Raw genomic sequence first — 25,914 nt, forward strand, 5'->3', positions numbered from 1 at the left:
CTTGGAAGTGCCAAAATTGGTTTTCAGGTATTAGAATCTGGATCGTGAACGAAGACCCCTACAGTCCTCCCAGCGATAAACCCGTGGATGATACCATGATCGATCCTTGGACGGCCGCAAAGCCGGTGGAGCCAACTGATGCTCCGGATCTTGTGGTAGAGCATCTGCGGTGCACACGCCCATGGGTCAAGTTCTGTAGTTTAGCTGGCTACATTACCGCAGGTTTCAGTGTGGCGATTGCTCTTTTCACCATGCGTAAAATGCTCGGTCATTTTTCTCTTCTGCATGTATTACTGTTAGGCTCATTCTATTTCATCCTAGCAGTTCTGTTCATCATCCCATCGCTGCGATTGTCACGATATGAACGATCGATTACCCGACTGGTGGTGAGCAATCAGATCGAAGATTTGGAACAAGCCATTGCGCACCAGCGCACGTTCTGGAAGTTGATGGGCATCATGATTCTAATCATGCTCGTGCTTTATCTCGTCACCATCGCCATCTCGGCGATAGTGCTTCTATCGGGAAAAGTCTGAAATCTAACGAAATACTACCTCTGCGCCGTCCTCACCTAACAGCGCTAGGACCGACTGCTCAATCAGCTCATGCTGCCGTTCCCAAGCAAGACCTCTCAGCGGCTCGATCTGGGCGTTTACTTTCTTAATATCGTGCTGAGGCAGAGGGAAAAGCATGGCAATATCGTCAGCTGACGAAGCTCCCGGTGTTTTGTTCATTGCTCCGTCGGGTGCAGGGCTTGGGTCTGCTTTCTTGTTCTGCTTTCTCTGCTTTTCCTCCAGCCTGTTAGCTCGTTTCTCCAGATTTTCCAGAGTCTTGGCATCGGGCTTGAGCTTACGCATTTCAGCCATGGTGGCGCGGGCGGCTGTGAAATTACCGTCGTCCATCTGCTTCTTAGCCTGAGCTGTGAGCAATTTAAACTTATCCATGATGGTTCCGTCTATTTGCACTTCCGGCAAGTCATCATCTTCCTCGTCGACATCATCAATCCGCTTGCGCTTGCCTGGCATATTCGGGAGTAGACCGGCGCCGTCAGGCTCGACCAAACCACCGTGGCCTGCTGGCAGAGGGAACGGCACTGGATCTTCAAAACGTTGACCTTTCTTACCACGTTTCCTTTTCCGCCCTTTAGGCTCAGGCTCGTAGGGTTTGTTCAATTCAGAGACCGGTGCCAGATCGTAGGGGCCACTCAGTGAAACCACTCGTTGAGCCGGAAGCATGGAAATCTCGTTATGGAAATCGGTGACCCAGCTGTTCTTAAAACTAAACGGGGTAAATCTAACATTGAGCTCGCAGTATTCAGCGATGGAAGCCGTCGAACGCGCACGGCGGATGATTTTCTGTGTTTGAGCATCCACCACATAGTAGGTCAGCTCGCAAGTCGCTTTGAGATGATCTCGGTAGGCTACCAAAAAATCATCACGACTGAAATTGGTCCCTAACACGTCCACGAGAACGACCAAATACAGCTCGGCATCTTTCGGAGAAACGACTTGGAAGCCGTCATAGCGCAGTTGCTTGATCATGGCAGATTCAACGTATTCCACATCCTGCTGGGTCAAGACACGCTTGGTTTGCAGCCGAGGTTGCATACGGTATCCAAGGAGATCCTGAAACGCACCGACAATGGTCGTATTTCCAGCATGCACACTACCGGTGGTAGGCAGTGAAGTTACCTCAAGTGCAATTTTCCGAGGTTCCAGGGTGCGCAGATCCATTTTATAGCCTGCGTGCATCACCGAGGCCGCGACAATGCGTTGCTCCTCATCAAAACGCTTCCCCCCACCGTGACTCGGAAATCCACGGAATGTGGCACAGCCAGTCAGCGCACCAAACATGGCAGCGGTGAGTATCAGCAATCGATATGTTTTCGCGACTTTCATTAGGGGGCTACACGTGCCGCAGAACTAAGATCCAAATACCTCTAAATTTAGGCAGCTGATCCACACTCTGACTTTCGTGTATGATGTCTCGGATGTTGAAAATGGAGATGGTTCACCCGCCGGGATGAGGGCTTCCCTCTGGACCCAGCAGGCACTATCAAGCCAAGCGACGACTTGTGCGAAATTAGAGTGTCTCTAAATCGTTTTTCAGGTCAGGCAGATCAGGATGCTTCCGATCAATTTTCTGGATCTCACGGATCGTCTTAGCCGCATTTTGACGGTCTTCAGCCTCGAGATACTCACGTGCTGTCTGCACAAGATCATTGAGTCGTTGTTTGGTCGGATCTTTGTAGATTCCGACGTTGCCACGTGCACGGCCACCATGGAATCCACCAGGAGCAGCTTGAGGAAGTGGTGCAATACGGTCAGTGAAGTCGGCTACGTAGCGGCAATGCTTGCGTAGTGGCGACGCACGGAGGCTGGTTTCCTTGTAGGTTCCGCGAGATGCCACGGCTTGGGAAGCTGCGATGATTTTTTGCGTTTTTGGATCGATCGCGTAATAGGTCATTTCACAAGTCGCTCCAAGGTCGTCTTGGTAAGCCACTAAGTAATCGCGACGGCTCAGGTTGGTTCCAAGCACGTCCACCAGAACCACGAGGTAGACATCCGCGTCCGCAACCGGGGTGATTTGGAAGCCGTCATGACGCAGGCGCATTTCCAAGGCTTTTCTCAGATACTCGGTATCTTCACGGGTGATGACGTTGTTCGGCTTCAGCTTAGGCTGGAAATTGATATCAGGATCGTAGTCGCGGGTGTTCCGGCTTCGGTTGTATTGCTGGTTCACATCTCGAACGACACGGGAGGTCTCGCGATAATACTGACCGGTCAGACCGATGTCGTTGAGGCCGCTGTAGAAGGGCTCGGCGTTACCGGATGTTTCAAGTGATGTGACCTCAAGGGCGATCTTACGTTTGTTGATGCGGGAGAAATTCATTTTCTCAGCAGCATGACGAATGGCGGCTGTTACAACCCTTTGTTCTTCATCGAAACGTTTACCACCACCGTGACTGGGCATTCCGCGGAATGAGGCACAGCCTGATAAGGTGACTAAAGCTAATACTGGCATCAAGCGGACCAAGGGGTGCATGGAATTTACTTTCATAATCTTAGTATGGGGTTTGTTCGAGAGATGTGACGGATAATGAATACCCCTCATTTAATTAATGTTTTGAACTAATATTAACGCCCCTCTCATCCAGCAAACCCAAAATAAATATGGGCCTGAAACCATAACGAAGAACCACTGTTAGATCCTTATTCCATATAGGATTCAAGGGTGACGATTAATACACTTCGGGGATTTGTGGAAATGTGCACCCATGATGATAGTTACCTCTAACATGAGGCTCTCTAACTGTTGATATATCTACATTTACAGGTAATGAAACTACCCTTATGACACCCCAGAGGGTCTGAAATGGGATTCGTTCAAAAAGCTTTGCTGCCTCCCTCCAGAAAATCCCTGCTTGGAATCTTCTGCAAAGGCACATATTTACAAGCCACAGAGAGAAATGCACACCCTCCCTGACAGACTTCGGACTTGGCAAGCAGACAGTCCGAAGCTTTATTCCCCTGCCTGATTACAAGTCACTGAGCAAATCTTAGCGACCAGGAGCGGCACACGTCGTTCATTTTCAACCATCTATTGTACTATGTCATTCCCATACCACACCAGCACGCCCGACAGCACAGGTTCCATGCACAGCTTCGCCAATGAGCGCGATAACTGCGGCATGGGCGCGATTGCCAACATTCACGGCAAGCGTTCGTATGACATCGTCAATCTAGCCATTGAGTCGGTTTGCAATATGACGCACCGCGGAGCCGTGGATGCCGATATGAAAACGGGTGACGGCTCAGGTATACTCAGTCAGATCCCCCTTCCCATCTTCCGCAAAGCCGCAGCCGATCTAGGCACTCCGTTGAAAAATGACGATGATCTCGCTGTCGGTGTCTTTTTCCTGCCGTTCAATGACGAGAAAGCTCAGGAGGAAATCAAGCACCTCGCAGTGAAAACAATTGGCTCGCGTGGCATCGGCTTCATCGGATGGCGCGAAGCTCCGGTCGCTCCCGAGGAGCTCGGCGAACTGGCTCGCAAGACCCGTCCGCAAATCATGCACTTGCTGATGGAAAAGCCCGCTGGTTGGGAGTCCGATCACTTTGAGCGTCAACTTTACCTCTGCCGCCGCAGCATCGAAAAAGACACCAAGAACATCGAAGGCTTTTACATGCCATCATTCTCGCACCGTCTGATTTCCTACAAGGGCCTTGCGATGCCGGCCACGCTGAAGGCTTTTTATCTCGACCTCCAGAATCCGGAGTTTGAGACCGCCATCTGCCTTTATCACCAACGTTTCTCCACCAACACATTCCCCGCTTGGCCGCTCGGTCAACCGTTCCGCATGATGTGCCACAACGGTGAAATCAACACCGTTCGTGGCAACCGCAACTGGATGGCTTCTCGCGAAGAGTTCTTCGAGTCCGACATTTGGGGCGATGATATTGAGCTTCTGAAAAATGTTCTGCGTGAGGACGAAAGTGACTCAGCCAGTCTGGACCACGCTCTGGAGCTGCTGACCTTGTCTGGTCGTTCTCTGGAGCACTCGATGTGCATGCTTGTGCCTCCCGCGTTCCGCGATGATGCCGACATCTCCGATGACCTCCGCGCCTTCTACCAATACCACCGCTCCTTCGCCGAGCCATGGGATGGCCCAGCTGGTCTGGTTTACACCGATGGCACCAAACTCTGTGCTTCGCTCGACCGTAACGGCCTGCGCCCATCACGATTCAAACTCACCGAGGACGGACTGCTTTACATCGGTTCCGAAATTGGTGCCGTTCAGATCGACAGCAGCAAGGTCATCAGCACTGGCCGTCTTGGGCCAGGTCAGATGCTCTGCGCCGATCTCTCCACTGGCGAGCTGAAGTTCGACCGTGAAATCAAAGAAGCACTGGCGCAAAAAGCACCTTACCGCCGCTGGATCGATGAAAACCGTCTGGAACTCCACGACTTCATCTCTCCAGAGCCACAGACTCCTGCAGTGGAGATCGATCCGGTCACCCTTTCGCGCCAGCAGATCATGCACGCGATCAACACCGAGGAACTCGATATGGTGTTCCCTCCGATGATCAAAGGCGCGCAAGAAGCCGTCTTCTCGATGGGCGATGACATTCCGCTCGCTGTGCTTTCGAATTACCCGCGCCTGCTCCCCACCTACTTCAAGCAACTCTTCGCGCAGGTGACCAACCCACCGATCGATCCGATCCGTGAGCGTTCCGTCATGACTCTTGCCGCCGGTCTCGGTGCCGAGCGCAACTTGCTTTCCGAAACTCCTGAACACGCCCGCCTGCTCAGCCTCGATTCTGCAATCTTGTTAGAACAGGAAATGCATAAAATCAGAGACATGGAAGAGCATGGCTTCCCCCATCGTGTGATCGACACCACCTGGGACGTGGCCGCTGGTGCCGCTGGCATGAAGGACGCCGTCCAGCGCGTCTGCATGGAAGCTGAAGCGACCGTGGATGAAAACATCAGCATCTTGATTCTCTCCGACCGTGCCGCCTCACCTGAGCGTGTGCCACTGCCGGCCATGCTGATCACTGGAGCTGTTCACCATCACCTCAACCGTGTGCGTAAGCGTCTCCGCTGCTCGCTTGTGGTCGAGTGCGGCGAAGCCCGTGACACCCATCAGATCGCCTGCCTGTTCGGCTTTGGTGCTACCGCCGTCTGCCCATACCTTGGTTACGCCACCGTGCGTGATATTGTTAGAAACGATACCAAAGGGAAAATCGGTGACGGCATTTCCGAAAGCAAAGCGATGAGTAATTACCGCAAGGCTCTGGAAAAAGGTCTGCTGAAAATCATGTCGAAGATGGGTATCTCCGTGCTGAACTCCTACCAGGGCGCTCAAATCTTCGAAGCCATCGGTATCGGCAAAGAGGTCATGGACATCTGCTTCACGGGTGCGCCATCACGCCTCAGTGGTATCGGATTCCTAGAAATCGCCGAGGAGTCCATCATCCGCCACAAGGCAGCCCACGCCGATCTCAATGACGATAGCGAAGAGCTCGACGATCTGCGCGATCTCGTGTCCAAAGGCAAGCCCCTGCCACTCGGTGACCCCGGTTACAACCGCTACCGTAAACAAGGTGAGCGCCACGCTCTTACCACCGAGCTGATCAAAAACTTCCACACCTTTGTCAAAGACAATAATAAGGACGACTACGATGACTACGTCAAAGCCTCCTTGGAGACCCATCCGGTCACCATCAAGGACCTCTTTGAATTTGTCCCATCCGAAGCCGGCCCGATTTCTATTGATGAGGTCGAACCGATCGAGAACATCCGCCGCCGTTTCACCACCGCTGCGATGTCCATGGGTGCGCTCTCCCCTGAGGCACACGAAACTCTGGCCATCGCCATGAACCGCATCGGAGGAAAATCCGATTCCGGCGAAGGTGGCGAAGACACCCGTCGTTTCTCACCTTACCCTAACGGAGACCTCGCGCTGTCACGCATCAAGCAGATCGCATCCGGTCGCTTCGGTGTCTCAGCGCATTATCTGGTCAATGCCGATGAACTGGAAATCAAGATGGCCCAGGGAGCCAAGCCTGGTGAAGGCGGCCAGCTTCCCGGCCACAAGGTGAACGGCATCATCGCTCGTCTCCGTAATACCCAGCCTGGCGTGCAGCTGATTTCCCCTCCTCCGCACCACGATATTTACTCCATCGAGGATCTGGCTCAGCTGATCCATGATCTGAAGGAAATCAACCCACGCGCGAAAGTCACCGTGAAACTGGTGGCTGAGGCGGGTGTTGGAACCGTGGCCGCTGGTGTGGCCAAGGCGGACGCCGATGTGATCCTGATCTCCGGTCACGACGGTGGCACCGCAGCTTCACCGCTGTCGTCTACCAAACACGCCGGTCTGCCATGGGAAATGGGTCTGTCCGAAGCTCAGCAAACGCTGATGCTCAATAACCTTCGCTCACGTGTCACCGTCAGAACCGATGGTGGCCTGCGCAACGGCAGAGACATCATCACCGCCGCCATCCTCGGAGCTGAAGAATTCAACTTTGGCACCATCGCGCTGATCGCGATGGGCTGCGTCTATGTGCGCCGCTGCCACCTGAACAACTGCCCGGTAGGCATTGCGACCACCGATCCAAAGTGGCGCGCCAAGTTCAAAGGCACCCCTGAAATGGTGATCAACTTCTTCAATGCCGTGTCAGAAGAATGCCGCGTGCTCATGGCAGAACTCGGAGTGCGGAAATTGGATGACCTGATCGGTCACACCAGCTTCCTGCGCCAACGCGAAGTGCCTAATCATCCCAAGGCGAACAGCATCGACCTCAGCCCTGTGCTGAAGGACGTGGCCCCCACGGTTGCAAAATCTCTCGGCTGCGACGTCGAGGACATCGCACGCATCTGCCAGCAGGAGCGCAACGATGGCATTCAGAAACCGGCACTTGATCTACAAATCATCGAGGACGTCAAGAGAACCATCGTCAGCGATGACTTCGCCGATCTGATGGACCGTCAGCCAGTTAAACTCGAATACAATGTGGTCAATACCGACCGTAACCTCGGCACCCGCTTGTCAGGTCGCATCGCGGAAATCCACGGTGACCACGGTCTGCCTAACGGCACGATCAACCTCACCTTCCGTGGGTCAGCCGGACAATCACTGGGAACCTTCCTCTGCGGCGGCGTGAATATCAATGCCATCGGCGAGGCGAACGACTACGTCGGTAAAGGTATGGCCGGTGGCCGCATCGTGGTGCAGCCTGAGAAGGACGTCCAGTTTGAGCCAGCCGATAACTCCCTCGCCGGTAACACCTGCATGTATGGCGCCACCGGCGGCGAGCTCTTTGTCAATGGTCGCGTAGGCGAGCGCTTCTGCGTTCGTAACTCCGGCGGCACTGCCGTCTGTGAAGGCGTCGGTGACCACGGTTGCGAATACATGACTAATGGTCTGGTTCTCATCCTCGGACTTACCGGGAAAAACTTCGGAGCCGGCATGTCCGGCGGCACCGCCTTTGTTTACGATAAAGACGGCCGTTTCCAATCTCGCATCAATACCGAGATGGTAGCTCCACTGCCTATTAAGCGCGAACAGGACATCGCCCTCGTCAAACAACTCGTCGAGAAACACGTTGAACTCACCGGCAGCGGTCGTGCCCAACGCATCCTCGCGAACTGGGATAAAGCCGTGAACAAGTTCATCCGCGTGATCCCCAAGGAGCGTGCCGAACTTGAAATCGCGGAAGAGGCTCACGAAGCCGCCTCCAATGTAGTCCACTAAAGCATGTAGGTTAAGCACCTACAGCGGCGAATCATGCAACTGAGCGCTCAGGGGCAACTATTTACTTAGTTGTCTCTATGCTCGTTGGTTGTTTTTGAGTCACGCAATGTATCGTTGCACCTGAAGCTATCCACGCATTAGGAGATGCATTTACACGCGCAAACGACTCCGGTTATCACCTCACTGTTCGGTATGTCATTGGATATGAATTATTAGGTGGTGTATGTATCGACATGGAATACATTGACCGTCCCACTTTCTTCAGGCCTGCGCTGAGCTCTTGAAAACCATGAATCCACTGATACCCAGAGCCTTCGCACTGCTAATATTGATAATAGCCAGCCTTCCAATGATGGCCTCAGCGCAAGACAGCGTGGTTGTTTTCAATGAGGTTCACTATCATCCGGAAAATGATGATTCTTCACTCGAGTATATCGAGCTCTATAACCAGCTAGCGATTGAGGTCGATATTTCAAACTGGCGCATGGATGGCGATATCGATTTTGATTTCCCCGAGGGCACGGTCATCCCTGCCCGTGGTTATCTGTTAATCGCCAAAGATCCGGCAGCATTAGCCACAGCAACCGGATACAGCGGCGCTTTGGGGCCCTATAATCGTAACCTCTCAAACTCAGGTGATCCGGTTTATCTCTATAACAATAACCGATCTTTCCGCTCGCAGTCCGGCTCAGGTTCCACTGGTGAGGCCACCAGCGAGTTGCAAGGCCGGAGAATCATGGATCGACTCGATTACAGCGATACTTCCCCCTGGCCGTTGGGACCGGATGGATCCGGTTTTACTCTAGCCAAGCGCGCCCCTAACAAAGGCACAGCGGATCCTGCAAACTGGACTGTCAGTAGCCAAATGAACGGCACTCCGGGAGCCGCTAATACATTCGCGACATTACCTAAGCTCGCCTTCAACGAGGTGACATCGGCACTCGATCCGAACTTCCAAATCGAGCTTCACAACCATGGCGACACACCGATCTCAATTGGAGGCCTGGTCATTGTCTCATCCAATGAGCTCTCCCCTACCTACAACCTCCCCTCTGGCGACCTTGCCGCCGGAGCTTTCCTAACAATTGACGCCGCCACGCTTGGCTTTACCCCCGAAGACAATAACCGGCTATTTCTATTCACTGCCGGAAAAAACAACTTAATCGACACCGTTCGCGTCGATGATTCCGCCATAGCGCGTGCTCCGGACGGCACTGGCCAATGGGCTCGGCCAACCAGTCTAACTCTGGGCTCGGCAAATGATGTCTCTGTGGAAGATGGCATCGTCATCAATGAAATCTTCTATCATGCCAAACCTCAGATCGCCTCAGGGAGTTCTAACACCACCAACCAACTGGTCTTGGATTACTCTTCAGTCTGGCGCTACAATCTGAACGCCGGCACCAGCGGTCTGACATCTGACTGGGCAGCCAGCAGCCACATCGTGGATAACATCAACTGGGCATCAGGAGCAGGATTGTTAGGAGTGGAAAACACCACTTTGGATCACCCGATCCAAACTACCATGACAAAGACCACTCAGATCACCTATTACTTCGAGACTGAGTTTAACTGCACCGATACTGATACCGTCACCGAAATGGTAATCAACCACTACGTCGATGATGGTGCCATTTTTTATCTGAATGGGGTCGAGCTCGCTCGTTACAACATGGACGATGGCTCCGTCACCCCCTCCACACTTGCCAATCCAGGAGTGGGTAACGCCAGCTTACAGACGCTCCTCATTTCTTCGCCAAATCTCTTGGAAGGAAATAATCGGCTATCCGTGGAAGTTCATCAGATCAATAGCAGCAGCAGTGACATCGTCTTTGGTGCGAGTGTCACATTAAAAAAAGAAACCACCACTGATTTCACACCCTATGCTGAGCGTAATGAGGAATGGTTAGAACTCTACAACCGAAGTTCATCCACGATCGATCTCACCGGCTGGACGTTAGATGGGGGCATTGATTATGATTTCCCAAGTGGCACAAACATCCCTGCCGGCGGCTATCTAGTCATCGCCAAAGATGCTTCGGCACTGCTCTCGAAGCACCCCGCGATCTCAGTCCTTGGCAACTACTCCGGAAGTCTGGGAAACGGCGGTGATGTGATTCGGCTTGAGGATGCCAATGGTAATACCGCCGATGAGGTTCGTTACCATGATTCAGGCAAATGGCATAGTAAAGCAGATGGCGGAGGCTCGAGCCTTGAACTCCGTGACCCAGACGCGGACAACGCCTCGGCAAATGCATGGGCCCCCAGCGATGAAAGCACACGTAACAGCTGGCAGACCTACACATACGAAGCGATCGCTACCGACGACGGCATCGGAATCGACACCTTCCACGAACTTCAGATCGGATTGTTAGATGCTGGTGAAATACTGATCGATGATGTCAGTGTCATCGAAAACAACAGCATTGAATTCATTCAAAACGGCGATTTTGAAGGTGATGCTCTAGGTTCCACAGCACAAAAATGGCGCGCCATTGGCACCCATGGATCACACGGCAGAACCGTCGTCATTTCGGATCCCGACAACGCGGGAAACAAGTGCCTTCGAGTGGTTGCCACCGGGCCCACGGAGAACAAGCATAACAAACTCGAGACCACATTTGCCAACAACGAGGAAATCGTCGTTGGCAACACCTACACCATCAGCTTCCGAGCCAAATGGGTAAGCGGCTCAAGCCTGCTGAACACGAAGGGTTACTTCAACTACCTGCAAAAGACGCACACTCTCGATTCCGCCGAGGTCTGGGGCACACCAGGGTCTGTAAATACGGCTGCCATCACCAACGCTGGACCAGACCTAACAAACATGGCGCACTCGCCAGTAGTTCCTGACGCCAACGAAGCCGTCACGGTGAGTATCGACGCGACAGATCCAGATGGAGTTCAGGACCTAACACTTTTTTACTCTGTAGATGGTTCCCTTTTCCAAAGCACCAGCATGAGTGCCAATGATGGTCGCTACTCGGGAATCATCCCCGGCCAAAGCAGCAGCGCCATCGTGCGTTTCTATGTTCGAGGCACAGACGGCAACAGCATGACCAGCCACTATCCGGCAGCGGCCACAGAAGGAGGTGCATTTTACAAAGTTCAAGACGGCTTGGCAGACACCTCCGGACTACGTCACAACTTCAGAATCATCATGGCAGAAACGGATCGCAGTTTCCTGTTTCTGAATACAAACCGCATGAGCAATGATCGTTTCCCTGTCACCGTTATCGAAAACGAGGAAACTGTCTATTATGACGTGCGCCTGAGACTCAAGGCCAGCGGTCATGGCCGCTATCAATCAAATGGTTACGGATTCAACATCAGTTTTCAGCCCGACCAGTTATTCCGCGGGGTTCACGACAGTATCTCTGTGGAAAGAGGTGGAGCCGCTAAGCAAATACTGGCCAAAGCGCTGATCAATCGAGCCGGAGGTGGCTACTGGTCGTTCTACGATGATGTCGCCTATGTCCTGCCGCCCACGATCAGTGACCGTGGTGTTGCCCTGCTATCGATGAGCCGACACACCTCCAGCTTCTGGGATGGACTGTTTCCCGATGTCGAGGAGAGCGGAACATTGTTCAACATGGAGCTGCACTATGATCCTAATGGCACCACGGGCGGCCCTGAGGATCTGAAAATCGGTAACCCTTACAATCATACTAATGGGCGTTACACGCTAGAGGACCGCGGCGACGACAAGGAACCTTACCGATGGGGATTTCAAATTCGCAGCGCACGTGATCGCGATGATTACTCGGCCATCATCGCGCTGAATCAAGCTGTGGGGAACCTGAGTGGCAGTGCCCTCAAGGACGCCCTTGATTCCCTGATCGACGTCAACCAATGGATGCGCACTTTCGCGATGATGTCACTGAATGGCACGGACGATGTATACAGCCGCCTGTGGGAGCACAACTTCCGTTTCTTTGTCCGTCCGACCGACGGGAAAATCATCGTATTACAGTGGGATCTGGATCGGTCGTTCAGACTGGCATCTGATGCTTCAGTTGTACCGACGCAAAACAACGCCGGAACGACTCTCCCCGTTACCAAACTTTTTGCGATCCCAGAATACCGCCGAGTTTTTGACGGGCATCTCAATGACCTCGTTGAGACCACATTTAACAGCGACTATACGAGTTCTATCTCCAGCGGACTCTCCACGGTCATCGGATCGAATATTGACCTCAGCAGCTACATCACGAATCGCGCCAACTACGTTCTTTCCACCCTCCCCAGCCCGGTTCCTTTCGCAATCACCACCAATGGCGGGGCCGATTTCTCAGAATCTGACAGTGTCATTGATCTCGCAGGAACGGGCTCCTATGACGTGTTCTCGATCGAGGTGAATGGGATCACCACACCCGTGACTTGGACCGGCACAGACAGTTGGAAAACAGTCATCCCTATCAGAGCCGGAGCCAACGCTCTGAACCTAACAGCAAGAAACCACCAAGGTGCCGAAGTAGGCACTGACAGCATCACCGTCACGAACACAAGCAGTGTAGATCTGGCCAACGCCAGCAATACGATCATCAGCGAGTTCCATTATCATCCGGATAATCCAAACTCTGCCGAGGAAGCTGAGGGATTCATTGAGGACAATGACTTTGAGTTTATTGAAGTGATGAATACCAGCAGCACCTTTGTTGAGTATACCAATGTCAACTTCACTCATGGCCTGACATTCACCTTTCCTACGGACACCGTTTTGGCTCCTGGGGAAAGAGTTATTCTCGTATCAAACCAAGCAGCTTTTGAGTTCCGAAATGGAGCAGGCACGGCCAGAATCATCGGCGAATACACGGGCCAACTCAGCAACAGTGGCGAACGCATCCGGTTGGCCGCGGCCGATACCACAACCATCGTGGATTTCACCTATACCGATGACGCTCCGTGGCCTGAGACGGCAGACGGCGATGGCTACAGTCTCGTTTACAAGGGCACTAATCCCACCGATCCAAATCAATGGCGCCCGAGCACAGCGATCCATGGCAACCCAGGAAACACAGACACCATTCCCTATTCCGGAGGTGAACTGTCCGACTACCTTTTTGCCTCCGCACCTGTGCCCATGCCAACAGACGGCTCTTTCTTCATGGAACTTTCCGTCAATACAGCAGCGGATGATGCTACTTTCGTAGTTCAGTTTTCCAAAGACCTCTCGGCATGGACGACAGCATCTACAACCGAACTACGATCGAAGACCGATCACTCTGGAGGCACTACCACCTATCTCTACGAGACGCCTGTTCCCATGGGTGATGGGAAATCCCATTTTGGCAGAGTGATTATACAATCGCCCTAACTATTGCTCTACCTTTTCAGCCACTTCAGCTCCATTTGCTGTAGGTGGATTGATCATGCTTTGGAAGTCTTTGATCCATTGGGGGGCATCTTTATGAAATAGATACTTCTTCAAGTGGTTAAGCATGTTAACGGCGGCTACTTTTTCATCACCTACCTTGAAGCAGTCCACTTCCATTTCCCAGAGTAGTGCCGGACGATCTTCTGAAATAAATTTCTCGTAGGCCGGAGGCATCATCGCATCCTTCTTGCCAATCGTCGTTCCTTCTCTGTTACCCCACTTCTCATGGACCATCCCTTCGTGCTGGATACGCCGCGCCCACGCACCGCGCAAGGAGACGATTCGGTCCTTACGGCGGAGCGGAGGCATGATGACCTGCCTGTAGATGCCTCCGATATCAAGGGCAGACTTCGGCCAGTCCTTGACTTTGATATTGAGGTCATAGGCTTGGGCAAAAACCGAACCAAGTGCGTTCTGACCGAGTATGCCACGGTGCTCTTGCAGGGTCTCTGCATTTTTGAAAATCTGATCAAGGTGGGTCATCGCTCGCAAGCCCAGCTCGCTGATCTCACCGTCCCTCTGTGCCGCCTCAATACTGAGCAAGAGCCACGACAGCTGATGACGCAGAGCCATCCGCATCGAAGGTGAGTTCAGCTTATCCTTGTTCTTTCGTTTCCACTCGCGGAAGTCTTGGCTTTTACGTTTTTCATCTGTGAACCTCACCTTCTCATAGCATTTTAGATAGAGCTCCATCGTGGCACTATCGGATTGAATCGCGGCGCGGTAATCTTGAATGGCGCGACGATACAGACCACCCACACGCTCTTCAGATTGCTGCTGAATTTTCTCCAGCTGCTCCTCAAGTGCGATTCGGTCTGCTGCACTCAAGGTCTCCGGTTGAGCCGTGGCATGTTGGTGAGCAACAGCCATCGCTAACACGGCTAAGGTTTTAAACATAAATGGAACACGCATAGTAATAGTTCAACGATTCAGATGCATGTTCTTGCCAGAATTAGTGTGGGAAAGCAAAACATATTCCCGAGAGGAAACTGGGGACAATGTCGTAAACTCCACTTGGCGGATGGACTGCATCAAAGCACACTCTAATCATGCAGGGACTGATTCTCAAAATTGACTGCCCGGACCAACACGGCATTGTCGCTAAAATCTCGACCTATATTGCCGATCACGCGGGCAATCTGGTCGAGCTCTCTCAGTTCACTGATGACCTTCATTCCAAGTTTTTTGCACGCATCGAGATCGATACCGCTGAACTTTCGGTGGATGTGGAAGAATTCATCCACGGATTCCGTGCATTGGGGCAATCTTTGCACGCGAATTGGCATTTTCGGCGACTTCCCTATAAAATGAGAACTGCTGTGCTGGTCACGAAAACCGACCACTGTCTCAATGAAATCCTTTGGCGCACCAAGCTAGGTGAAATGCCGATTGAAATCACCTCGGTGATTGGAAACCGTGCCAGTTGTCGCGACATCGCCGAGCAAGCCGGGATCCCCTTTCACTTGATCGATATGGATGGAGAGAACAAAGAGTCCGGATTTAGAAAAATTGAGCAAATTCTGATCGATGAAACAGTGGAGCTGACAGTGCTCGCCAGATTCATGCAAATTCTTCCCGATTGGTTTTGCGCTGAGTTTGGCGGTAGAATCATCAATATTCACCACTCCTTTCTGCCCGCTTTCATTGGGGCCAACCCCTATCGTCAAGCCTATGAGCGTGGGGTGAAACTAATCGGTGCCACCTGCCACTACGTCACCAGCGATCTGGACGCCGGCCCGATCATCGAGCAAGAAGTCAAAAGAGTGCATCATTTTCACACACCTAAAGACCTCATGCGTCTAGGTCGTGACTGTGAGCGCAATGCCATTGCCAGAGGCATTCGCTATCACGTCAACGACCGCACGATCATCCATGAGAACCGTGCGATCGTTTTCCCTGACTAAACTCAGGATTTGTTAGGTTGTCGCGTTGAGTGTTCTCGTCTGACCATTACCACGGATACGGTATTGATAAGAAGTCAGCTCACGTAAAGCCATTGGCCCTCGTGCATGCAATTTGTCCGTAGAAATACCAATTTCGGCACCAAATCCGAACTCTGCTCCGTCGCTGAAACGCGTAGAAACATTGTGGAAAACACAGGCACTATCGATGCGGGTGATAAATGATTCGGCGCGTTGAGAATCAGTAGTCACGATACATTCCGAGTGGCCTGAACTGTGAGTGTTGATGTGATCAATCGCATCGCTGATTCCAGCCACTACTTTGATCGCAATAATGAGATCCAAGTATTCCGTGTCCCAATCTTCATCAGAAGCAACCACGGCTGCATCGCCTAAAATCTCACAAGTTCTGGCATCACCACGCATTTCCACGCCCTTTTCGGTGAAAACGGCTGCTATTTTAGGAAGAAATTCTTCTGCGACCTCTTCGTGGACTAACAGGGTTTCCAAAGCGTTGCATACACCAGGTTTGTGAGTCTTCGCATCATCGACAATGGCCACCGCCATATTGAGATCCGCGTCCTTGTCCACGTAAGTGTGACAGATGCCATCGTAGTGCTTGATCACAGGCATGCGGGCAAGTGAGACCACGGCTTCAATCAGCCCCTTGCCTCCACGCGGGATAATGACATCGAGCCATTTATCCATGCCGGCCATCACGCTGACGCTTTCGCGGTCCGTGAACGGTATCAGCTGGATCGCATTTTCAGGGAGGCCGGCGGATTCACCTCCGGCTTGAAGGGCTGCCGCGATGGCTTTGTTAGAATGAATCGCCTCGGAGCCACCTCGCAGGATGGTAGCGTTGCCTGATTTCAGACATAGCACAGCAGCGTCACTGGTGACGTTCGGCCGGCTCTCATAAATCATACCGATGACACCAATGGGGACACGGATTTGCTGAATGGTGATGCCATTGGGACGCTCCCACTCATCTAACACTTCTCCAACAGGATCGGGCAGATCGGCGACTTGTTCGATACCCGCTGCGATTGATTCCAAGCGACTGGGTGCGAGCCGTAGACGGTCTAACATAGCGGAAGTCAGTCCATTGGACTCCCCCGCTTCGATATCCAGTTTATTGGCTTCTAAGATTCGAGACTCGTGTTCGCGCAAGCCTGCGGCCATGGCGCGCAGGATGCTATTTTTCTCTTCAGAACTAAGTATTGCTAAAGCGTGGGCCGCGGCTCGCGCCTGGGCTCCCATTTCGAGAATGCTGTTTTTAATTTCGGACTTATCCATCAATGATCTATTTCGTCCGGTTAAATTTCAGAGACTTGGAGATTGCTGACCTCTTCCTTGACCTTCTCGGCAAGAGGGGTGCTGAGATATCGTTCAGTGCTACTGCAGCCGACCGTCACGATGCGTTTACCGGCAAATTCAGGGCGCTTCGCCAGCTGGATAGCTGCCCAGATATTAGCTCCTGTGGAGATACCCACTGGCAGGCCTTCGTTCTGAGCGACGTTTTGCGCCATGGCAAATGCGTCTTCATTGCTCACTTGGATGACTTCATCGAGAATGTCGACGTTGAGGTTGCCGGGAATGAATCCAGCACCGATTCCCTGAATTTTGTGAGGTCCAGGTTGCCCGCCGGAGATCACAGGGCTGTCAACTGGCTCGACCGCCACAGATTTCATATCGCAGCGTGACTTGAGCACCTCGGAAACACCAGTGATGGTTCCTCCGGTGCCGACACCGGCGACAAATGCATCGATCTTACCGTCTGTATCAGCCCAGATTTCCTCGGCTGTGGTGGTGCGGTGTGCTTCCGGGTTGGCAGGGTTGTCAAACTGGCTGGGACCAAATGCGCCTTCGCCGAGTTCTTCGACAATTTGCTTCGCCTTCGCGATTGCTCCGCCCATGCCCTTCGGTCCGGGGGTCAGTACGATTTCCGCACCAAGCATGCGGAGTAGCACGCGACGTTCCATCGACATGGTCTCAGGCATGGTCAGGATGCAGCGATAACCTTTTGCCCGAGCCACAAATGCGAGTGCGATGCCAGTGTTACCCGATGTAGGCTCCACAATGGTGCCGCCTGGTTTCAGACTGCCGTCTTTTTCCGCAGCTTCGATCATGGAACGACCAATCCGGTCTTTCACACTGAACAAAGGATTGAAAAATTCACATTTGACGAGGATTTCAGCGTCAAGGCCTTTGGTGACGTGATTGAGTTTCACCAGTGGCGTTTTACCGACTGTGTCGACGAGGTTGTTTGCTATGTTGCTCATGGTATTTGAATAGATAGATGAATAGTGGCAAATGCTTGCTTTAGGACTAGCTTCGCCATTTCCATTGATGATTCAAGCATCATTCCCAGCAGTCTTCGTCATCATTGAAATGAGCTCGAACGCACTCACTAAAAATCCGTGCCTTTCTCCAAAATCATGCTAAAAGCCACCCGTGTCAGCGACCGAAAAAACAGCCACCACTTCACTAAGAGGCCTCAGCAAGGAGGACCTCGAGGCATATATTGTTAGCACTGGGCAGAAACCCTATCGTGCGAAACAGGTGCTGGAATGGCTCTATCAACAACGCGTCGAAGACATCGAAGAGATGACCAATCTCCCAGCCCAGATGCGTGAAGGTCTGGCCAGTGAATTCCACATCAACGATATGTCTCATGTGGAAACCAAGGGATCGGCTGATACCACTCGCAAGTTTCTCTTCAGATTACACGATGGTCGCTACGTCGAAACCGTCTTTATTCCGGCATCGAAAGGGCTCAAGGGCAAACAATCTGACCGGAAAACAATCTGCGTTTCTTCACAAGTTGGATGCGCCTACGGTTGCAAATTCTGTGCCTCTGGTTTGGCTGGTTTCACCCGCAACCTGACGGCGGCGGAAATTGTCGGACAAATGATGATGGTTGAAAAACTCACCGGAGAAAAAATCAACAACATCGTGTTCATGGGCATGGGTGAGCCGTTGGCAAACATCAAGAACCTGATCAAAGCCTTGGAAATCATCACCGGCCATTGGGGCCTTAACATCGGCGCTCGCCACATCACCGTCTCCACCTCAGGCTTGGCACCGGCGATCAAGAAGCTCGCCGAGTTCCCCGTACCGATCCGACTCGCCATTTCCCTGCACGGTGCCACCGATGATGTGCGCGACCTGATCATGCCCGTGAACAAGAAATGGCAGATCAAGGAACTTTTCGATTCCCTGCATTATTGGCGATCACACAAAAAGCAGAAAATCTCCCTTGAATACATTCTTATCCAAGGAGTTAACGACTCAATGGAGCAGGCTGCCATCCTCGCCAAGCGGGCAAAAGGCATCAACGCCAAAGTGAACCTGATTCCCTATAACACAGTCGAAGGACTTGAGTGGGTCCGCCCTTCAGAGGAGGTCTGCTACGCCTTCCGCGACATCGTGGCTGACGCAGGAATCAACACAACTCTGCGTCTGGAAAAAGGCCACGACATCAATGCTGCCTGTGGTCAGTTGAGGCTGAAAAAGGAAACTGCCGAAGGCATCATCAAGGCTCCGGTAAAGGCGGGCAGATAAGCCGCCGACCGCCGCCTAAGTTCAGGTGAGCAGTCGGCTCAATCGCTCATTTTACGAGCCCCCATTGCTGGAGATTAATGATCCGGACAGCTGCTATCCGTGGGAGCATCAGCCGGCTCCTCGATTTTGGTCACAAAATTATTTTCGACGAGATACTGCTCCACCTCGTCACCCGAGATATCGGCGAGCATGTTGCCGTTGACCGTCACACAGGGGCTGAGGGGCTGGCCGCTTTTTTGCTCCATTTCCCATCGAAACGCAGGGTTCTTGATGATGTCCTTCTCTTCAAAACCGAGATCATACTTGCGCATGATGGCACGGACGCCTTCGCTCCAGCCGCAGAAGGTTTTCAGATAACAGACGATTTCAGGATTGGTTGCACTCATAGAAATTAGATAGTTGGTTGCCGTGAAAGGACTCCATTCAGGCGGGCTTTGCAACTTGAATTTCACCAACACGCCAGATAAACCACGGATATGACCGATGTTCCTGACTCACCCATCAAGCATATTTCTGCTGATGGCAAACTTATCACATCGCTGTCTGGCCCGTTTGAGCACACCACTCCTGTGATGAAATCTGGGGCCACGCTAACTGTCGTGATTCACGGCTCCACTCTCGTCGGCGGCAAAGACGCGGAAACCTTGCTAAGCATGAACACGGAGCTCCTAGATCAATCCCAACAATTTGCGCTCAAAAGCATCGAGCCGGGAACGGACGGCACTTGTCGACTCAACTACGTCGCCCTCTGAAACTAGACGGCCTGCTGAGCACGTGGACGCTGATAGACAGCACCCAAGATCTCACGACACTCGGTCACGCTGTATTTGGAAACCACAGTCGCAAGCACAGCATCGCCATACCCTTTACGAAGCAGGTCCATGTCAGCCACCCAGTCTGAGCAGTCACCCTCAGTCATCACCCGGTGCAGACCCAGGAGTTTAGAGAACGCATCGAGGTCCTTCTGACAGGCACTCCTGATCAGCTGAAGATAATCGACGTTCGCCATATCACGAGCCACCATGGCGGCCTGAGAATCCGTGCCTGCTGGAAGAGCGTTGTATTTAGCCAGAAGCTGATCGAAAAATGCAGATCCGTCCTGTGGAGCCAGAGCCACTAACTGTGTACGACCGTCCAGTTCTCTAGGCGGTTCATACTGATCTTGCTCGGGCTTACGAAGCACAGTTGTCGCAATAGGTGCCTGGCTCTGTGGAGCAGGCTCTTGGACAGCGGCTGGCTGGCTAGCCGGAGGCTGAGGCGCAGCAGTCGGTGTCGAGGCTGGAGATGATACCGCCGCATTCTGTTGAGGCGGGGCTTCAGTTTGGGCAGGTGGCTGCGCTTGGAAGGCTGGCGCCTGAGAAGCAGCAGGTTCTGCCTGAGGCATCACTAAGGAGTCAGCCTCTGGCTCCGCACTTTCAACAGCGGCATTCTGTGATTTGTTTTTCTTTGATTTGAAGAATCCGAATAAGCTTTTGCACGAGGAAAGCACTCCGCCTTCTTTAGGCTCAGCCACATTGGCCTCACGCTCGGCCAGTGCACTGGCGACGGAATCTCTAAGGTCGTCTGCTGCGGCTTGCGGCGCAGGTTGGACTGCCGGAGAACTTTGTCCGTTGACTGGCGCAGCTGGCTCGGATGCCAGCGAGGTAGCCGGCGCTTGCTGGCTGACTTCAGTATTGGCAACGCTGTTGACTTGAGGAGCCTCATTAGACTTCACACTAGCCTCATCGGAACTTTTGAAGAAGGCGGCTACGCTGTCGGCCTGTTCATCTTGTGCAGATGGTGTTGGCTCCGGCGCGGGCGCTTCGTGAGGAGCGACCTTTTCAGCGACAACAACCTCGGGGACAATCTGCTTCAAGGCTCTGGTGGGCGCTGGTTTGTAATTTTGTAACAATGGTGTGGACGGTGCAGGAGGAATGTCCGAATGCACGTTAGTCTGCACCTGCACTTGTGGAGCTACAATCGGCTCAGGGATTTTTGAACGCGGCACTTCAGGATTTGCTGTTTGCTGCTCTTCCTTGTGCTTGAAAAAGTTCACTAACGAGGAGAATGAATCATCCCCATTGGATTCGCTGGACTGTTTTACGGGAGCGCTTGCAGCACCCACTTGCCCGGTATTTGACATTTGCTTCACCAGAGCTTCCGCAGCAGGAGAAAGCATAGACGTCGAGGAGTTCACCGCTGCCTTGGCTTCGCTCAGCGCAGCCTGCCCAGCTACACCAGCTGATTCCACTGCACGCATTTCTTCCGTCTTAGCCGCTTCGGGCTGAGGAGCTGGTTGACTTTTGACTGGAGCTTTCAAGGGAACCCTCTGGGTCACACTGCTGAGTAGAATTTCCGCAGCGGAAACTTCACCATCACCATGCTCGTCCATCATATCGGAGATGCTGAGTTCCTGCGGGCCTTGCCATGGGAAATCTTCACCTTCCACCACATCTCGCCAAGTATCTTCACTGCAATCAGTTTTCACCAATGCCAACTCGAAATCCTCGTCGATCAGAGAGATATCATCGGCCGTCGCAGCTCCGTAGAAACGGAGAGCCTGCAGAACCAAGCCGTTCTTCATCAACTCCTTGGCAATTGCCATATTCTCCTCTGGGCAACCTACGTTCCTCTCGACCACCGTAGAAAGTAACCGAACAGCCCGCTCAGGTTGACCTTTGGCCACGATGCGAGCGGTGAAAACCATCTCTTCTGTGACAGGAGGAATCTCCGGAGCATTCCATATCAATTTAGATGCATCACGATAACAACCAGCATCATACAACACCTGCACTACACGCTTTCTTGTCTCCCATTCCTCAGGGCTTTGCTCGACTAATTTGATCAGTAGTTCTTGAGCGCCATCAAATCCGTTCAGTGAGTTAGTCAATGTCATCGTGTAAAATATAAGGGTGAAGCAGGCCCCGCTTTTTTAGCATTTCCTGAACCTGTGTGTCAATGTGGAATGTTAACTTTTCCAAATATTAAAACCATCGTTGGGGTTTTATCAAAATAAACAGGATTCACAGCCTGTAGCCGAGGCTGTTTTTGTAAAAAAATTTGAGTTCGAGAAACCTTCTAATTTGATCGGATTCCCTTGTGCCTCAAAAAGGTTCGCCAAATCCCCCCGCCCTTGCTTCTTTACGCGAGTGCAATCACCGCAAACCGCCATTCTTGGAGCCGGCATCACAGGCCTCTGCGCTGCTCACTCGCTGAGTGAGTCGGGACAACGATGTCACGTTTTTGAATCAGGCAGCAATATTGGAGGAGCCTTGCAGAGCACCCGCGATGGTGACTGGCTAGCTGAACACGGACCTAATAGCCTGTTAGTCAAAGACCGCCGCATTTCAGAACTCTTCGATCAAATCGGTCTCGGCACCGATAGCATCGGCAATGAACAAATCACAGCTCTCCCAGAAGCGCACAAACGCTACATCGTACACGAGGGACGACTGGTAGCGTTGCCTTCGCACCCATTTGGACTGTTGCGCAGTCCACTGCTATCGCTGGGAGGAAAGCTGAGGCTGCTCCTCGAACCTCTCCTCCCTCGCTACTCTGGGGACGATGAGGAAAGTTTCGGAGATTTCATTCGTCGCCGTCTTGGCAAGGGAATCCTCCACAGTGCCGCCGGTCCTTTTGTCAGTGGTATTTATGCGGGTGATCCAGACAAACTCTCGGTGCGCCATGCTTTCCCCAGGTTGTGGCAGGTAGAAAATGATCACCGCTCGCTTCTCTTGGGAGCCATTGCTGCTCGCTCGGCTAACAAACATAGCCCCAACTCCACCGTAATTCCCCAGATGGTCTCTTTTCGATCCGGCATGGCGGCCCTGCCCCAGGCCATCGCGGACCATTTGCCAGACGGCACACTGCATCTGAAGACCCGAGTGACCGCCATCCGGCCTCTGCAGGATGGGTGGGAGTTATCTTGGGCAGATGCTTCAGGTCATACCTACACAGCAGAATATGCCCGTCTGGTGATCGCAGTCCCGCACCACCGACTGCATGAACTCCCCCTACCCGCTAAAATTCTCAGTGAGCTTGCTCCTGTTACCGAAATTGAAGCACCGCCGGTGTCCAGCCTGGTGTTAGGCTTTCGACGCGAAGATATCGAACACCAGCTGGATGGCTTCGGAATGTTGATCAAGGAAGATGAAAACAGTCCGCTGTTAGGTGTTCTCTTTTCCTCCAGTATGTTCGAGGGTCGAGCGCCCGAAGACCATGTCACCCTCACCTGCATGATGGGCGGCAGTTTGCATCCTGACCGAGCTGAGAACTCGGAGGAAGTAGTGCTCGGTGAACTGGATCGACTCCTAGGTGTTCACGGTGAACCTGTTTTCAAACATCGTATCACTTGGGACAAAGCCATTCCTCAGTATGGCCTCGACTATCAGAATGCGCTGGAAGCACTGGAGGCCTGCGAAAATAGTCATGTCGGTCTGTATTTTGCCGGCAACTATCGGGGTGGGATTTCCGTCCCTGATTGCATTCTGAATGGACTCAGTCTCGGCAAACGACTGGCCACCAATAATCCTGCGGAATAATAGGCGCTCTACTGGTCGCTAAAATTGACCCTCAGTCACTGAAAACACTCCTGTTTTGACGTTGTCTAATCAAAGGCGATTCACTAGCTTCGCCAAATCTTACCAGAACCCACGAAACAACACTTATGCATATTTTAGCTGAAATGAAATTAGGGGGCATCGATTGGACTATCATCGGTGCCTTTTTTGCTGTCTCCCTAGGAATCGGCGTCTGGGCGTCTAAATCCGCGGGCAAGAGCTCTTCCGAATTCTTTCTGGGTGGCCGGTCGATGCCATGGTGGTTGTTAGGTGTCTCTATGGTCGCTACGACTTTCTCCACAGATACTCCTAACTTGGTGGCAGGTCTCGTCCGGAACAGTGGTGTATCCGGTAACTGGGGCTGGTGGGGATTTCTTCTTTCAGGAATGCTGACCGTATTCGTCTTCGCCAAACTTTGGAGACGTTCCGAAGTCCTCACGGACGTCGAATTTTATGAACTGCGATTCAGTGGCAAGTCCGCTGCTTTCCTGCGTGGTTTCCGCTCCCTCTACCTTGGTCTGGTATTTAACGTTCTCATCATGGGTGCCGTCAGTCTCGCAGTAGTCAAGTTCGGTGAATTGGTCATGGGGGTCGATGGTTGGGTCACTCTAACGATCGCTGGTCTGGTAACTCTTGCCTATTCATCCATGGGCGGTTTGAAAGGTGTTATCTGGACGGACTTCGTGCAGTTCATTCTGGCGATGATCGGTTCAGTATGGGCGATGTTCTTCATCCTTGATTTGGAAGCCATCGGCTCCGTGCAAGCGATTCTGAATCACCCTGAAATTGGCGACAAAGCCTCACTCTTCCCTAATTTCTCTGATCCCAGCAGCTGGATCCCCATTCTTCTGGTGCCGCTCGCTGTCACCTGGTGGGCCACATACTACCCTGGCGCAGAGCCTGGTGGCGGTGGTTATATCGTTCAGCGTATGCTCTCCGCCAAGGATGAGAAAAACGCCATGGGTGCGACTTTCTTCTTCAACGTCGCACACTACGCCTTGCGTCCTTGGCCATGGATCCTCATTGCCTTGGCATCCATTATTATGGTGCCGATGAAAATCGATCAGGACTATGAGAAAGGTCACCTTCGTCCTCACGAGACAACGGTCAAACGCATCAACGACGAGCTACGCCCTGATGCCTATACCAACATGCAGGCTTCACTAACTGCCGAGCTGACCAAACTGAATGAGGACTCCGCTGGCAATGCTGCCAGAATCAAAGAGGCCACCAGACTTTCTAACATCGTCAACGAGAACCCCGATTCCATCGAGGTCAAGGCTCTCGCCTACCTCTGGATGAAAGATTCCTACGATGAAGGTGAAAAGGCATACAAAGACGCCTCCAAGCAGGCGAGCGCTGTCGACAAGGAAGGCCTGGTTCACATGTATCTGGCTAACGATGTCTCACTCGACAAGCTTGGCCAAGATTTGGGTTACCCCACCATGCTTCGTCTGCTGCCTCCCGGCCTGATCGGTTTGGTTGCCGCTTCGCTGATTGCCGCCTTCATGTCCACCATGTCCACTCAGGTGAACCTCGGTGCTTCATACTTGGTGAACGACTTTTACGCTCGGTTTGTCAACAAAGACGCCTCGCCGCACTCACTGGTCACAGTTGGCCGTATCGCCACCGTCGCGATGCTCATCCTTGGTTCAGGCCTCGGCTTGATTCTGAAGGATGCTAACCAGGCGTTTGGTCTTCTTTTGCTGATTGGTGCAGGTACCGGACCTGTTTACATCCTCCGCTGGTTCTGGTGGAGAGTCAGTGCCATCTCGGAAATTACCGCCATGATCTCAGCCCTCGTGGTTTCCGGGTTCACTACCTTCTTTATGGAAGGCTTTGTTGGCTCCGCATTCATGAAGGCCAACGAGTGGCAGATCATGTTAGGCGCCGCCCTGACCACCACCGCCGTCTGGATCATTGTCACACTGATCACCAAACCGACATCACACGACGTGCTCTTCAGCTTCTACAAGAAAGTCCACCCAGGTGGTCCCGGTTGGGCAAAAATCGTCAACGACGCCAAGAAGGAAAATGTGGACCTCTCTGGCGACGGAGAAGCATGGGATGTGCCAATCGGCATTCTCTGCACACTATTCGGTTCCGCCGCTGTTTACACAGCACTGTTTGCCACCGGCGAATGGATCTACAGCAACACCACCCCAGCCCTGATTTACACGGCAATCAGTGTGGCCTGCTTCTTCATCGTAACCACGCTTTGGAAGAAATTGAAGACGGAGTAACATTGATTCTTATTTCAAAAGTCCGTGA

15 protein-coding genes are annotated in these 25,914 nt (G+C 52.6%); 8 read left to right on the forward strand and 7 right to left on the reverse strand.

The features are described 5' to 3' along the window. Window positions 1–44 precede the first annotated feature (44 nt). The gene (locus tag ACSPJT_RS02360; RefSeq protein ID WP_435894766.1) at window positions 45–536 is read left to right on the forward strand and encodes a DUF5362 family protein; all 492 of its coding nucleotides are present in this window, start codon (window positions 45–47) and stop codon (window positions 534–536) included. A 3-nt stretch (window positions 537–539) separates the two neighbouring features. Here ACSPJT_RS02360 and ACSPJT_RS02365 read toward each other — a convergent pair whose 3' ends face one another. Next, complete coding sequence (locus tag ACSPJT_RS02365) at window positions 540–1,898, reverse strand: hypothetical protein (RefSeq protein WP_435894767.1); 1,359 nt, start codon at window positions 1,896–1,898, stop codon at window positions 540–542. A 184-nt stretch (window positions 1,899–2,082) separates the two neighbouring features. Next, window positions 2,083–3,060: a hypothetical protein gene (locus ACSPJT_RS02370; RefSeq protein WP_435894768.1), complete on the reverse strand. Its 978-nt coding sequence runs from the start codon at window positions 3,058–3,060 to the stop codon at window positions 2,083–2,085. A 550-nt stretch (window positions 3,061–3,610) separates the two neighbouring features. Between ACSPJT_RS02370 and gltB the strand changes: the two genes are divergently transcribed. Then, a complete protein-coding gene (gene gltB, locus ACSPJT_RS02375) occupies window positions 3,611–8,260 on the forward strand; it encodes a glutamate synthase large subunit (RefSeq protein WP_435894769.1) in 4,650 nt (1,549 codons plus the stop codon). A gap of 289 nt (window positions 8,261–8,549) precedes the next feature. Next, a complete protein-coding gene (locus ACSPJT_RS02380) occupies window positions 8,550–13,577 on the forward strand; it encodes a lamin tail domain-containing protein (RefSeq protein WP_435894770.1) in 5,028 nt (1,675 codons plus the stop codon). Here the strand turns inward: ACSPJT_RS02380 and ACSPJT_RS02385 are convergent, their stop codons facing one another. Then, window positions 13,578–14,549, reverse strand: coding sequence for a hypothetical protein (locus ACSPJT_RS02385; protein ID WP_435894771.1), 972 nt, complete (start codon window positions 14,547–14,549; stop codon window positions 13,578–13,580). Between the two features lie 137 nt (window positions 14,550–14,686). On the opposite strand from ACSPJT_RS02385, the gene purU reads away from it, so the two are divergent. After that, a complete protein-coding gene (purU, locus tag ACSPJT_RS02390; RefSeq protein WP_435894772.1) occupies window positions 14,687–15,541 on the forward strand; it encodes a formyltetrahydrofolate deformylase in 855 nt (284 codons plus the stop codon). Between the two features lie 12 nt (window positions 15,542–15,553). On the opposite strand, the gene ACSPJT_RS02395 is transcribed toward purU, so the two are convergent. Next, window positions 15,554–16,837, reverse strand: a complete 1,284-nt coding sequence (locus ACSPJT_RS02395; protein WP_435894773.1) for a glutamate-5-semialdehyde dehydrogenase — start codon at window positions 16,835–16,837, stop codon at window positions 15,554–15,556. Window positions 16,838–16,857: 20 nt separating this feature from the next. Continuing rightward, complete coding sequence (cysK, locus tag ACSPJT_RS02400; RefSeq protein ID WP_435894774.1) at window positions 16,858–17,823, reverse strand: cysteine synthase A; 966 nt, start codon at window positions 17,821–17,823, stop codon at window positions 16,858–16,860. A gap of 172 nt (window positions 17,824–17,995) precedes the next feature. Here cysK and rlmN point away from each other — a divergent pair, with 172 nt between their 5' ends. Further along, window positions 17,996–19,105 carry a 23S rRNA (adenine(2503)-C(2))-methyltransferase RlmN gene (gene rlmN, locus ACSPJT_RS02405; protein ID WP_435894775.1) on the forward strand — a complete coding sequence of 370 codons (1,110 nt, stop codon included), beginning with the start codon at window positions 17,996–17,998 and terminating at the stop codon, window positions 19,103–19,105. Window positions 19,106–19,179: 74 nt separating this feature from the next. Here the strand turns inward: rlmN and ACSPJT_RS02410 are convergent, their stop codons facing one another. Beyond that, window positions 19,180–19,491, reverse strand: coding sequence for a glutaredoxin family protein (locus ACSPJT_RS02410; protein WP_435894776.1), 312 nt, complete (start codon window positions 19,489–19,491; stop codon window positions 19,180–19,182). Between the two features lie 90 nt (window positions 19,492–19,581). Here ACSPJT_RS02410 and ACSPJT_RS02415 point away from each other — a divergent pair, with 90 nt between their 5' ends. Beyond that, entirely contained in the window at window positions 19,582–19,857 is a 276-nt protein-coding gene (locus ACSPJT_RS02415) for a hypothetical protein (protein WP_435894777.1), read from the forward strand. 2 nt (window positions 19,858–19,859) lie between these two features. On the opposite strand, the gene ACSPJT_RS02420 is transcribed toward ACSPJT_RS02415, so the two are convergent. Further along, window positions 19,860–21,980 carry a hypothetical protein gene (locus ACSPJT_RS02420; RefSeq protein WP_435894778.1) on the reverse strand — a complete coding sequence of 707 codons (2,121 nt, stop codon included), beginning with the start codon at window positions 21,978–21,980 and terminating at the stop codon, window positions 19,860–19,862. Between the two features lie 253 nt (window positions 21,981–22,233). Between ACSPJT_RS02420 and hemG the strand changes: the two genes are divergently transcribed. Both hemG and ACSPJT_RS02430 read left to right on the forward strand, forming a co-directional pair. Next, on the forward strand, window positions 22,234–23,625 hold the full coding sequence (gene hemG / locus ACSPJT_RS02425; protein ID WP_435894779.1) for a protoporphyrinogen oxidase: 1,392 nt from the start codon (window positions 22,234–22,236) through the stop codon (window positions 23,623–23,625). A 143-nt stretch (window positions 23,626–23,768) separates the two neighbouring features. Beyond that, window positions 23,769–25,886, forward strand: coding sequence for a sodium:solute symporter family protein (locus tag ACSPJT_RS02430; protein WP_435896170.1), 2,118 nt, complete (start codon window positions 23,769–23,771; stop codon window positions 25,884–25,886). Window positions 25,887–25,914 lie beyond the last annotated feature (28 nt).

Origin of the sequence: Oceaniferula spumae, from assembly GCF_042849255.1 — a bacterium.
GTDB classification, from domain to species: domain Bacteria; phylum Verrucomicrobiota; class Verrucomicrobiia; order Verrucomicrobiales; family Akkermansiaceae; genus Oceaniferula; species Oceaniferula spumae.

Bases quoted from the DNA above. Each gene is read 5' to 3' on its own strand.
- ACSPJT_RS02365 (WP_435894767.1), bottom strand. From the start codon at position 1,898: ATGAAAGTCGCGAAAACATATCGATTGCTGATACTCACCGCTGCCATG.
- ACSPJT_RS02370 (WP_435894768.1), bottom strand. From the start codon at position 3,060: ATGAAAGTAAATTCCATGCACCCCTTGGTCCGCTTGATGCCAGTATTA.
- gltB (WP_435894769.1), top strand. From the start codon at position 3,611: ATGTCATTCCCATACCACACCAGCACGCCCGACAGCACAGGTTCCATG.
- ACSPJT_RS02380 (WP_435894770.1), top strand. From the start codon at position 8,550: ATGAATCCACTGATACCCAGAGCCTTCGCACTGCTAATATTGATAATA.
- ACSPJT_RS02385 (WP_435894771.1), bottom strand. From the start codon at position 14,549: ATGCGTGTTCCATTTATGTTTAAAACCTTAGCCGTGTTAGCGATGGCT.
- purU (WP_435894772.1), top strand. From the start codon at position 14,687: ATGCAGGGACTGATTCTCAAAATTGACTGCCCGGACCAACACGGCATT.
- ACSPJT_RS02395 (WP_435894773.1), bottom strand. From the start codon at position 16,837: ATGGATAAGTCCGAAATTAAAAACAGCATTCTCGAAATGGGAGCCCAG.
- cysK (WP_435894774.1), bottom strand. From the start codon at position 17,823: ATGAGCAACATAGCAAACAACCTCGTCGACACAGTCGGTAAAACGCCA.
- ACSPJT_RS02410 (WP_435894776.1), bottom strand. From the start codon at position 19,491: ATGAGTGCAACCAATCCTGAAATCGTCTGTTATCTGAAAACCTTCTGC.
- ACSPJT_RS02415 (WP_435894777.1), top strand. From the start codon at position 19,582: ATGACCGATGTTCCTGACTCACCCATCAAGCATATTTCTGCTGATGGC.
- ACSPJT_RS02420 (WP_435894778.1), bottom strand. From the start codon at position 21,980: ATGACATTGACTAACTCACTGAACGGATTTGATGGCGCTCAAGAACTA.
- ACSPJT_RS02430 (WP_435896170.1), top strand. From the start codon at position 23,769: ATGAAATTAGGGGGCATCGATTGGACTATCATCGGTGCCTTTTTTGCT.